Source organism: Vibrio sp. ZOR0018 (assembly GCF_963865925.1).
Classification (GTDB): Bacteria; Pseudomonadota; Gammaproteobacteria; order Enterobacterales; family Vibrionaceae; genus Vibrio; species Vibrio anguillarum.
Genome location: NZ_CAWMCN010000085.1, coordinates 47440 through 59217, shown reverse-complemented (window position 1 = coordinate 59217; position 11778 = coordinate 47440). Strand labels below are relative to the sequence as shown.

Here is an 11778-nt window from a genome sequence, read left to right as displayed (position 1 = left end):
CGTCTAATTGTCGGAGATATAAAGTTTGAAAGTTAAGATAATGACCATTTTGTTATTAGTAATATTCGGTCTCATTGTTGGTAAATATTACATTAGCCATAGTTCATTAACATTAGTGCCTGCTCCAAAAGCACCGAATAATAACAAGGATACTGATTTTAAAGCCGCAACAGTTGCTGATGAGCGTCAGCTGATGAAGCCACCACGAGAAGATGCATCGAGCGCTGGAGATGCTCGTTCTGCTCTGAATTCAGAGCCTATCACTGAAGAGCGCATGCTTGCGGCACAAACCGTTGATGAAGTATGGCACGACATCAACCCAAGCCCAGCGTTGCAAGCCATTAGGCCAAAAAGTGATGCAGTGACGGAAATCAAAGCGATCGAAATCGAAAATATTGAACAATTCCGAGTTCTGGCAACGGGCGATGCTGTCACGGTCACTATGCCTGATAACCAGCCAGTCAATATCCAAGTCACTTCATCAGAAATTCAGAATGAAGGCGTCCGGACTTGGTCTGGGCAGTTTGAACTCGACGGGGAAGTTTACCCGGCCACATTCACTTTCGGCAAAACGGCAATACTTGGTTTTATTGGTCATCCCAGTGGTCAAGTGAAGCTTGAAGGCAACGGCAGTGAAGCATGGGTTTACCGAGTACCACCGAATCATGGCTATGACGAAACCTCGACCAGCCATTGATACCTAAAACGCACGGCTTTGTGTGTTAATAAAATAAATAATGTAGGAGTTTTCTATGAAAATAGCGTCATTGGCATTAGCCGTGGTGTTAGCAACACATGCGTTACCGAGTAGTGCAACCACTGAAATTGATATTCTAGGTGTTTATACACCCGGCACGGCTGAGTGGTTTCAGCAAGATCACGTGGCTCAAATCCAGCACCGATTTAACGTGGGAAATGAAATTCTGCGTCAAAGTGGTCTGGACATCAAAGTCAACTTAATTGGCACGAAAGAAGTAAAATACGATACGCAAAGAGGGCTGAAAAAATCGCAAGAGCAGGCGCTTGATGCGATTACTCCCGGCAATAAACAAGATCCGGCGTTTGCCGATATTGAGCAATATCGTAAGCAGGTTGGCGCGGATATGGTGGCGCTGTTTCGTAATCTAGATATTAAAAATTCTCCTGATTATGAAGATAAAGGCAATGGTACTTACATGCTGAGCTGTGGTCTAGCATGGATAATCCCTGCCGCGTATTGGAACAATAGTGCGCGTTATGCGCAATCTAGAATGTACAGTCATAGCTATTTGAATGAGTGTGGCGATGATACGTTTATTCACGAATTAGGCCACAATTTGGGCTTGAACCATGCTCATGAACAGTACAATGGCGAACCCCATCTTTCAAATGGTACAGAGCAAGATGCGTATGGTTATGGGGTTCAAGGCCAATTTGCGACGACCATGGCCTATGGTTTCTTATTTGGTATTCATAGCCGTTCTTACACATTCTCTAACCCAAGCAAAGTGTGTAAAGGTCAAGCATGTGGTGTCACTGACTACGCGAACTCGGTGCGAGCGATTGGCCTGAGCGCGCCACACATTGCGGCGATTTATGCACGTCCAGATGGGAGTAATGACGGAGGAACGTCACCCACCGAACCGACTTCGCCCCAACAAGCCATCTATGATTTACAAGGGCCTTTTGCCATTCCCGATCATGCACAAGGAGAGTTAGCACTTCCGATTAATGTGACTTATCAAGGAAATGCGGAAACGGCCACTATTCAACTTGATATTGCACACCCATTTGTGGGTGATGTTTCAGTCAAGTTGTATGCACCTGATGGTGGCTATTGGAACTTAAAATCGTATAACCAGTATGATCGCAACACGGCTTATCGTGTTCGCTTTACACTCAGCGGAATGCAACAAATGAACGTGCAAGGCCAGTGGCGTTTAGTCGTGGCGGATCACTATCAAGGTTTAACGGGTGTATTAAATTCGGCACGCTTATCCTTTGAATAAAGGTTTGCTGTGATGTTGACCCTGCACCTATGTGCAGGGTTTTTAATTACTGGCCAAATTGGGTGGCTTTGAATTGATTCAGCAATCGATGGATCACATAGGTTGTAAGTAATGTGGCGACAATAGCAAACAAAATACTGCCGACTCGGTACAGGGCACTGAAAATTAAATCATTGCCCGGCGTCAAATATTGACCAAACAAGATCCCCAAGGTAGTCAATGAGCCAAAGCCGACCCCTGAACCGCTGGATTCTTTTACATGCCAGTAGCTAAAGAGCATCGCACCTATCCACAGCAGCGGAATAACAAATAAAAGCTGACCTGACCAATCGTAGAGCAGCAGTTGGACCGCAATACCGAAAGTGACACCAAGCAGAGTACCCATCGCGCGTTTGCGTGCGTAGCCTAGCGCTCCGTTCCAATGCATCGGGAAAAGTAGCAACAAGGTTGTGGCTTGCGCGGACATTGAATCTTGCAGATCGAATATTTGAAACACAACGAAAGAGAGTGTGGCAATGGTTGCGCCCATGAGCGCTTCATGGCGCATACGATGTGACTCTTTGGCCACGCTTGCATGAGCGGGAGGTTGCCTTTTCTGTGCGTCGGGAATACAGAATGTCACCAGATAAGCGACCATTACCGAAAGCAAATTCGCGATAAAGTTGCTGGTAATCAGATCGTTAAGATCAGTTGTGGGGTAGCTTGCAAAGTGCAGCATGATGCTCAAGCTCAATACGCTGTTCGCTCCAAATAAGAATAAGCTGCCTTTCGACATACAAGCAAATTTGCAGAGAAACAGTACAAAAGCCATCATCGTCATCAGTGCCGGATGACCTCCAAATAGTCCCCCGAGAATGGCTACTTCTAAGCCACAAACGACGGCGGAAGCGAGAAGTTGCTTTGCGGCGTGTGCATTCATGACGGGTACCATGCCCAGTAACAGCATCGGTGTTACGGTAAAAAATACCCCGTAGTTCCAACCCAGTAGTTTACAAAAGGTAAAACCAAGCGTCGCACCTGTTGCAATTCTGACGCATTGGCGAAAATCATTTTCAGATAATGGATGATCCCAAAGTCGCATTTTTTACTCCGCTTAATAGATGTAGTGCAGAGTGCTTAGAAACTGAATTTGCATTTTTGCCAGCCAAGCAAACGGGCCACTTTCTGGTAGCAACTGTACCGTCGCACGAGCACCGGAAGGCAATGTTGACATCGTTTCATCGAGCGAAAGGTGCACACGCATGCGTTGTGCATCACGCACCCAGCGATTAGATTCTGTTGGAGTGGCTAAACGCCCATTCGCATCAAACTGACCAGTGCTTACCCCAGCATCCAGGCTACGAATACGCGCGGTAAAGACTTCGCCGGGTTTGCTATCAAAAGCAACTAGGGCGAGGCTATTGTCTGGGAAATGGCGTAAGCTTTTTTCTCTAAAATCAGCAATCACGTCTACATCCGTCGCTACCAACGCAACTAACGGCGTACCTGCTGCGGCGTAGGTGCCCGTTTCAAGCTGTAAGTTGGTAATGACACCATCTTGCTCTGCTAGCGTTTGTGTGTAGGCAAGGTTTAGCTTGGCCTGCGCCAATTGGTTCAAAGCGGCGCGAATGCTGACGTTACTCTCGTCACTATTACCTCGACTGACGTGCAATTCTTGCAGGTGAGCTTGCGCTGCAACCAAATTGGCTTTCGCGGCGGTAGCGCCACTTTGTGCATCGTCTTTAAGTTGTTGAGAAGTCCCATTGCGTGCAAACAGAGTGTTTAATCGGTTAGCTTCGCGCAACTTTTGATCGGCAACGATACGGCTTGCCGTGACATTAGCTTCTGCGGCTGCAATCGATGCATCCAATTGAGCGTTACCTTGTACCGCACGTTCATAATTGAGTTGGGCCTGCTCTACCGCCAGTTGATAGGGTTGTGGGTCGATGGTGAAAAGTACTTCACCCTTGTGTACGGTTTGATTATTAGTGACAAAAACATCACTGATTTGACCATTAACTCGGGGAGATATTTTGGTCACAGTCCGCGTTGCCATGGCTTGCGGTGTTAAAGGCATAGCCAAATCGGCCACCAAAAAATAGGCAAAGAGCGCCACAAAAGCGACGATGGAATATTTGATCCAAAGTGCAAATTTTTGATCAGGTGTCATAAGTAATTATTGTTCCTTTGAAGGTGTTGCTATCGGTTTGCTGAGCGTATCTAGAGCGTTGTGTGAGATTTGTTCGAGCGTAAGAGTCAGTTGGTGCAATTGTTGATCGTCAATATTACCCAGTAAGTTTTGGCGAACTTGCAAAATACGGGTTTCCATCTGCTTGATAAGAGCACGCCCGTTACTCGTCAAACTGACGATTCGAGCGCGCTTATCGTTGTGACAGCAGTGACGTTCGATCAGCGATTGTTCTTCGAGCTGCTTTAAAGTTCGCATTAAAGAAGCCAGTTCTATTTCTAACGCTTCGGCTAAGGTTTTTTGACTGACGTTGTCACCGAGACGCTGTAATTTCCACAATGCGGTCCAACGAGGATGGGTAAGGCCCAAGGGTGAGAGTTCTCGGTCCGCCACCATTTTCCATAAGCGTGAGAGACGAGCAAACTGCTCAGCGAGTGATAATTCTTTCAGGGTGTGCGTGTTTTCAATCATAACGAGTCACATATTACTTAGCGTGCTAAGCAATATAATTTACTTAGCGCGCTAAGTAAATAGCTAATGACGAAGGCTGACATTTTCATACAAACTCAGGACAGCACCTCTCAATGAAACACTGTACATTATTTTCAATGAGCGACTCCCCAATGTTTGAGGCTGTCCTAGCTGCTGAAATTCTGGTCCATACTATGATAATTGAAAATAAACTCGACTACCTGTTTAGCCTGTCTGAACTCTCCGAAACGATTTACCCCAATACCAAAGGCTGGTCTAAAATCAGGAAGAATATCCGTTTTTGTTTATGGGGCGTGACCAATGCCTATGCTCTAAAAAGTATGCTGAGGCTGTTTTCGTGCTCCGAGTTAGCGGAGGTATTGAAGCAATGCCCACAGTTTTTGGAAAAACCATTAAAACCTTATCTCTGCGTCAATTGGTCTGCCAAAGAGCGTACATGGCACATTAATCAACATTTTATCTACTTAGTTGAACAGTTTGGCTTTAATGCTGCGAAGTTTTTCTCAGAATCAGGCTTCTCTATTTTTGATTTTTACGACAAAAATGGGGCGAGTTATTCATTAAGCCTGTGCAGTGGAGAGATAAGAGAAGGCTCGTTGGGGCTGCAACTGACGGATGAAAAAGGGCAGAAAATTTACTCGATCAGTTTCAATGTTTCTGATCAAGGGCGCAGTATTTACATTGGTTCACTACAAGGTCCAAGCAGTGGTGTGACCGATCGTAATCAAATCATTAAAGATTTGACGCGCACGACTCACGGTTTAAGAACCAAAGCACTGATGGTTGAAATGATCATGACGCTAGCGCGTATTTTAGGGGTTGAGAACCTGTATGCGATTTCTAACCGCGGCCATATGTATCAAGCGTTGCGTTATATTGGCTCAAAGCGCAAATCAGTAAGCTTTGATTACGATGAACTGTGGACAGAGTACGAAGCAGAGAAAATGAGCAAATATTTGTACCGTTTGCCAACCACACCAAACCGTAAAGGCGTTGAGACGCTAAATCGCAATAAACGCCGTCTATATACTAAACGTTATGAGTGGTTAGCCGAGGTGGAAACAGCCATGTCGGGCCGTATTGAACAGTTGAAACTTATGCCCAAGCATTTCGTGGTTTGATGGATCCACAAAATTAGAGGCTGATATTATGGTTCAAAACGTCACTGTAGGTAACGCTTCAAACTCAGGTTTCGCAAAATAGTAGCCTTGCATGAGTTCAATGCCGAGTCGTTTTAGCCATAACATTTCTTGTTGAGTTTCAATACCTTCAGCGAGTGGACAAATCCCTAGCTCAATGAGCATTGCGACAGTATGACGGACGATTGCTTGCTTCGTGATGTCTTGATCGATATTACGCAGCAGTGACATATCTAATTTTACTATTTTAGTTTGGAAGTTAACCAATAGCCCAAGCCCGGCGTAGCCTGCACCGAAATCATCAATCGCGGTAGTAAATCCTAGGTTGGAGTAATAAGCGACGATCCGTTTTATGTGCGCTGTGTCTACGATTTTTTCCACCTCAGTAAATTCAAACATGATCCGTTCTGTCGGGAAACCGAACTGCTTTGCTGCCTCTAATGTGGTGCGGATACAACGCTCTGGTTGGTAAACGGCATTAGGTAAAAAATTAATGCTCAAAATACCTGACAGTTTTAGTTTAGCCGCGAGTTTAATCGCTTTGATTCGACAAAGTTGGTCAAAGCGGTATCGGTTGTCATCACTGACTTGTTCAATGATGGAGTAAGCCGATTCATTATTCAGACCTCGTACGAGTGCTTCGTAGCCAAAGATGGTGTTATCTGCAACGTTCACTATGGGTTGGAAAGCCATGGTGAAGTCAAAAGGCAAGCTTTGTTTTTCTGAGCATTGCTGGCAAATACGTTGGTCCATATGGACTTGCTGTTGTTGCATAATCACTCACTGATATTTAATCGAATAGCATGATTATAGTTACTTGCAGCGTGCTCACCAAATTGCATAAATCAAAACGTGACCAGTAAGCCGACGAGCTACAGCTCTTCAATATGGTGTAGATAGTATTGAGCTTGATCTAAGATTGCTTGTTGAGTGGCGTTTTCAGTGTTATCCCAATTTTTATAAATCATGCCTATCCTTGGATTTTTGGCTAACCGTTCACGATGAGTGAGCATGAACTGCCAATATAAACTATTGAATGGACATGAATTTAGACCACTACGGCTCTTTACTTGGTAGTGACAATCTTTGCAGTAATCACTCATTTTTTTGATGTAAGAGCCGCTTGCGGCATAAGGCTTGGTAGCAACAATTCCCCCATCAGCAAACAGAGCCATACCTCGGGTATTGGGCATTTCTACCCATTGCAATGCATCAATATAAATACCTAAGTACCAGTCATCCACCTCATCCGGCTTGCAACCTGATAGGAGTGCGAAATTACCCGTGATCATCAAACGTTGGATATGGTGTGCGTAGGAAAATTCCAGTGATTGAGTTACGGCTTGTTTAACACAATGCATACGAGTATCCCCTGTCCAATAATAGTGAGGAAGAGGTCGTTGAGCGTCAAGGGCGTTGTGCTTGGCGTATTGGGGCATGTTCGCCCAATAAATGCCTCGAATGTACTCACGCCAGCCCAAAATTTGCCTAATGAATCCTTCGATTTGTGCTAAATCCATCGTATTGTCATTCTCAAATCGCATGAGTGCACTTTGAATGACTTCTGCAGGCGATAGTAGTTTGCAGTTGAGTGCAAAAGAGAGCCGGCTATGGTAGAGGCTCCAACGATGTGGGCTCTTTGCCGTCATTGCATCTTGAAAGCGACCAAACAGCGGCAAGCCGTACTGACAACAGTGGGCCAATAATGACAGCGCTTGTGAGCGGTTAATCGGCCATAACAATGAAGGAGTATACAGGCCGAAAACGTGAATATTATGGTGCTGTAAACGGTTATAAATTGCACTGACATCGTTTTGAAAGCTAAGTGGTTTGGGTAGGTTTTCTATGTCTTGCACGCTGAGCTTATTGCGATTTTGGTGATCAAAATTCCAACGCCCACCCAAAGGCGTTTGATGATCATCTTGCAGAAGAATACCGAATCGCTTACGCATTTTGCGATAAAACGGCTCCATAATAGTGGTTTTGTCGGTGTTAAAATGCTGAGTGATCTCGTCAAAAGGCAATAAAAAGTGTTCAGTATCAAAACAAGTCACTTGTGTATGAGAGAGGTTTAGCTCCTGCAACTGTTGCCAAACTCGGTATTCATCAGGTCGCTGATAGTGAAAGTATTCTGCGTTGATCTGATGACACAGATCACTAATCAATGGTGGTAGCTGCAAATAATCGGCAGTTTCATCAAGGGTCAAGTAGAGAACCTGGTGTCCCTCACTTTGCAATAATTCGGCAAAAGCTTCCATCGCGGCAAAAAAGGCGCAGATTTTTTGAATGTGATGTTTTACATAGCCTGTTTCTTGTTTAAGTTCAGCTACCACGTACAGTACGGAATCATCCGTTTTGTTAAACCAAGAGTGCTTGATATTGAGCTGATCGCCTAGGATCAAGCGTAAGGTTTTGTACGTTCGCATGCTGTATACCGTTGAGATTGGTTATCGAACATCTTCTACGTTCCAATCAAAAAATCGATCATTGTTGCCGAATAACAAGCGCTGTCTTTCTGTTGCGCTTTGAGAGCCAATTAAGAACAAACAGAGCGATAACGTGAATGTGAGTAGGCTAACATCAATTGAGTGGCTTTATTGCCGAAGGATGAATGATCATTTCCTCTAAACCGCCGCCGTTATGTACTTGAGTGAATCCTTGCTCGAGTAAATAGGCCATGGCTTGGCCCGATCGATTGCCGCTGCGGCAGTAAACCACAATCGGTTGTTGTTTATCGATGTGAGAAAAAGCACTGCTAACAGTATCAAGTGGGTAGTTTAGCGCACCTTCAATATGGCCAGCTGCAAATTCTGCTGCGGTTCGAACATCGACTAAAAGCGCGCCATTTTCAATCCATTGCCATGCTATCGTTGAGCGCTCCGATGCCAATGCATCTGAGGTATTGGAGATCAGGCCTACACACAATAACGCTTTGGTCATCAGTGACTTTAACATGTTAGTTTCCTTCTTTTGGCTTAAAAATTAGCCTTCAAATGTGAATGGCGTTAATCAAGAGATTTCTTAAATCTCAAAGACGCGACGATAATCCCACCGACGGTAAAGCTCAACATCCATAACGCATCTCGCCATAGATCCATGAGGTTAGCACCGCGCAACACAATCCCGCGGATCATGCGCATAAAGTGGGTCGCGGGCAACGCTTCAGAAATCCACTGCGCTGCTACTGGCATGCCTTCGTAGGGAAACATAAATCCAGAAAGTAAAATCGAAGGCAGTAAGATAAAAACAGTCATTTGCATGGCTTGCAGTTGAGTGGAAGCAATGGTTGAAATCACCAAACCTAAGGTCAAACTGGCGGCGATAAACAGCAGCGTACCGAAGAGAATTTGGCTGATCGCACCATTAATGGGCACGTCAAAAATAAAATGCCCTAAGCCCAAGATGATGAAGACCTGAATTAATCCGACAAAAATATAGGGTACAATTTTGGCGACCATAAGCTCAATAGAGTGAATTGGCGTTGTGATCAGCAGTTCTAAATTGCCGCGCTCTTTTTCTCGCACAATCGCGGCACTGGTGAAGAGGATCATCGTCATGGTTAAAATGACCCCCAGTAAACCGGGTACGATATTGACCGCAGAGCGGCGAGTGGGGTTATAAAACAGCGTGACTTCAAAGGTTTTGACGGTAGCTGGACGAATGTCAAAATCAAAATCGGTCAGCGGCATGGATTGCAGACCTAAAATGGAGGCACTGATCATCGTATCGGAGCCATCAACAATCCACTGGCCTAACACGCGATTTTGCACCGCGCGCTGGGTGAGATCTTTTGGCAGGATCAGCGCTGCTCTTACGTTACCTTGTTCAGCTTGCTCTGCTGTGGCAAAAGTGTGTTTGACGCTCACAACCTGTGTGGCTTTGACTGACTCTACAATTAACCGTCCGAGGGTACTTTCACTTTGATCAACGATGGCGATCGGAATATTGCGTACGTCAGTATTGATGGCAAAGCCAAATAGCAACAGCTGGATCAGTGGGATCATCACTACCATGCCAAACGTAATTCTGTCTCGCGAGAGTTGGCGTATCTCTTTCACCATCACCGCTTTCATTCGAAACAGTGCTTTCATTGACGCCCCTTGCCAGTCACAGTGACAAAGACATCTTCCAAACTTGGGCGAGCTAGATTCATCTCAGCTTCAGCCAGTTCAGGGAAGGTTGTTTTTAGCCACGCGATAGGTTGTGTGACTTGTTGATGAATAAGGATCCGCAAGCGGATGCCAAGTTGCGCAGCAGAGCGAACCTCCGCCCGAGCCATGACTTTTTCTTTTAATTGGCGCAAATTATGGGCTCGGACTTCGACAATGTTGACGCCCATCGTGTTCATTAAGGTTTCTGGCTCACCATCTGCACGAATTAAACCCGATTCCATGATGGCTAAACGGTGGCAGCGTTCCGCTTCATCCATGTAGTGAGTGGTGATCAAAATGGTGGTGCCTTGGTCTGAAAGATCGAACAATTGTTCCCAAAATTCCCGTCTATTTTCAGGATCGACCGCTGACGTTGGTTCATCCAAAAACAGCAGTTCAGGTTTATGCATCGTGGCGGCTGCTAGTGACAAGCGCTGCTTTTGACCGCCACTCATCCCACTTACGCGTTGTTTTCGGCGCTGATCAAGCCCATAAGTGCACAACTGTTCATTGAGCCGTTGTGCCAATGCTTTGCGCGGCATACCAAAAATTTGTCCAATAAATTGTAGGTTTTCCTCTACGGTCAAATCATCGTATAACGAAAATTTTTGCGTCATATAACCAATTTTTAGGCGCAATTGCTCGGATTGTTTTGGGATCGCTAACCCCAGCACATCAACACTGCCGGAGGTAGGGCTTAATAAACCCGTGAGTACGCGAATTGTGGTCGATTTGCCACAACCATTTGGGCCGAGAAAACCGTAAATGGTTCCTTTGGGGACACTCAGATTGATGCCTTCAATCGCAGTGAAATCCCCAAATTTTTTGACCACATTACGGGCGTGAATGGCGAGTTCAGTCACTATTTTTGCCTCGTTAAATCGATTTGCGCCGGAATGCCAGAAGGGAGCGATTGCGCGGATTCGGGCAGATCCACTTCGGCTAGATACATTAAGCGGGCGCGTTCATTTTCGGTCAGTGCGTAGTAAGGCGTGAAAGAGGGTTCCGTTGCCACCCAACGAACTGTGCCTTGCAGAGGCTCTTTTATACCGTCGATATGCACTGGAAACTGTGCGCCCGGCACGACCGCTAAACGATGTGGTGCGGGAACGTAGACACGAGCATAAGGGATGCGGCTTGCTTGGATGATAGCGACAATGCCGTTGTTTGGGACGCGCTCACCCAAGTTGTATGGGAGGTTATCCAAAATTCCATCGCGGGTGGCGACAATGGTTAACTCGTCGAGCTTTTGCTGTTGCAGTGAGACGTCGGCTTTGGCGGCGGTCAGCGCCGCTTGCGCTTGTTCAATATCTTCAGGGCGAGTGCCAGCGGTGAGCTTAGCAAACTCTTCTTTTGTAGAATCGAGTTCGGCGCGAGCGGCATCACGCGTGGCGGTGGCGCTGTCTTTTTCTGATTGGCTGAGGAGCTTTTTACCGACCAGTTCTTCCACACGTTTGAAGTTTTGCAACGCCTCTGTCAGTTTGGCTTGCGCGCGATTGACTTTGGCTTGCGCGGCTGCCATGTCTTCTTGGCGTTCACCATTGCTCAGTTTGAGCAAATACGCTTGCGCTTTGGCCGCCTCTGCGAGTGCATGGGCCAGCACCGCCTGCTGATTTCTGGTATCCAGTCGAACCAATACTTCGCCAGCATGCACTGCGCTGCCTTCCGCGACAGGAAGCGCGCGAATGATCTCATTGGCGGTGGCGGAAAAAGTGATGCGGTCTCGCTCTAAAGTGCCCAATGCTTGCGCGCTATTTTCCGGCGAGCAAGCATTGAGAGTTGACAGTAAAAGAGAGATAAAGGCAATGCGATGTTTCATGCTCATGGCGAGAGGCTCGGTT

At 46.1% G+C, this 11778-nt stretch carries 12 protein-coding genes; 3 read left to right on the top strand and 9 right to left on the bottom strand.

Annotation, left to right across the window (positions count from 1 at the left end):
* Nucleotides 1-40 precede the first annotated feature (40 nt).
* Both AACR75_RS04100 and AACR75_RS04095 read left to right on the top strand, forming a co-directional pair.
* Nucleotides 41-697 carry a hypothetical protein gene (locus AACR75_RS04100; RefSeq protein WP_047687618.1) on the top strand — a complete coding sequence of 219 codons (657 nt, stop codon included), beginning with the start codon at nt 41-43 and terminating at the stop codon, nt 695-697.
* Between the two features lie 55 nt (nt 698-752).
* Nucleotides 753-1988, top strand: a complete 1236-nt coding sequence (locus AACR75_RS04095; RefSeq protein ID WP_047687616.1) for a zinc-dependent metalloprotease family protein — start codon at nt 753-755, stop codon at nt 1986-1988.
* Between the two features lie 46 nt (nt 1989-2034).
* On the opposite strand, the gene AACR75_RS04090 is transcribed toward AACR75_RS04095, so the two are convergent.
* Genes AACR75_RS04090 through slyA form a run of 3 tightly spaced genes read right to left on the bottom strand, consistent with a single transcriptional unit; the run spans nt 2035 to nt 4626 of the window.
* A complete protein-coding gene (locus tag AACR75_RS04090; protein WP_047687614.1) occupies nt 2035-3069 on the bottom strand; it encodes a DUF2955 domain-containing protein in 1035 nt (344 codons plus the stop codon).
* Between the two features lie 12 nt (nt 3070-3081).
* On the bottom strand, nt 3082-4137 hold the full coding sequence (locus tag AACR75_RS04085; RefSeq protein WP_047687612.1) for an HlyD family secretion protein: 1056 nt from the start codon (nt 4135-4137) through the stop codon (nt 3082-3084).
* Between the two features lie 6 nt (nt 4138-4143).
* Nucleotides 4144-4626 carry a transcriptional regulator SlyA gene (gene slyA / locus AACR75_RS04080; RefSeq protein ID WP_019283056.1) on the bottom strand — a complete coding sequence of 161 codons (483 nt, stop codon included), beginning with the start codon at nt 4624-4626 and terminating at the stop codon, nt 4144-4146.
* A 113-nt stretch (nt 4627-4739) separates the two neighbouring features.
* Between slyA and AACR75_RS04075 the strand changes: the two genes are divergently transcribed.
* Nucleotides 4740-5768, top strand: a complete 1029-nt coding sequence (locus tag AACR75_RS04075) for a VirK/YbjX family protein (RefSeq protein WP_017046842.1) — start codon at nt 4740-4742, stop codon at nt 5766-5768.
* A 33-nt stretch (nt 5769-5801) separates the two neighbouring features.
* Here AACR75_RS04075 and AACR75_RS04070 read toward each other — a convergent pair whose 3' ends face one another.
* The 6 genes from AACR75_RS04070 to AACR75_RS04045 form a co-directional block, all read right to left on the bottom strand.
* On the bottom strand, nt 5802-6560 hold the full coding sequence (locus tag AACR75_RS04070) for an EAL domain-containing protein (protein ID WP_026027758.1): 759 nt from the start codon (nt 6558-6560) through the stop codon (nt 5802-5804).
* A gap of 98 nt (nt 6561-6658) precedes the next feature.
* Entirely contained in the window at nt 6659-8212 is a 1554-nt protein-coding gene (locus AACR75_RS04065) for a cryptochrome/photolyase family protein (protein WP_047687609.1), read from the bottom strand.
* 154 nt (nt 8213-8366) lie between these two features.
* Complete coding sequence (locus tag AACR75_RS04060) at nt 8367-8741, bottom strand: rhodanese-like domain-containing protein (RefSeq protein WP_017049317.1); 375 nt, start codon at nt 8739-8741, stop codon at nt 8367-8369.
* 50 nt (nt 8742-8791) lie between these two features.
* Nucleotides 8792-9877, bottom strand: coding sequence for an ABC transporter permease (locus tag AACR75_RS04055; protein WP_047687607.1), 1086 nt, complete (start codon nt 9875-9877; stop codon nt 8792-8794).
* Nucleotides 9874-10800, bottom strand: coding sequence for an ABC transporter ATP-binding protein (locus AACR75_RS04050; protein WP_017044975.1), 927 nt, complete (start codon nt 10798-10800; stop codon nt 9874-9876). Before AACR75_RS04050 ends, AACR75_RS04055 begins: the two co-directional genes overlap by 4 nt.
* A complete protein-coding gene (locus AACR75_RS04045) occupies nt 10800-11762 on the bottom strand; it encodes an HlyD family efflux transporter periplasmic adaptor subunit (RefSeq protein WP_081989605.1) in 963 nt (320 codons plus the stop codon). The genes AACR75_RS04050 and AACR75_RS04045 overlap by 1 nt, the downstream gene beginning before the upstream one ends.
* Between the last annotated feature and the right edge of the window lie 16 nt (nt 11763-11778).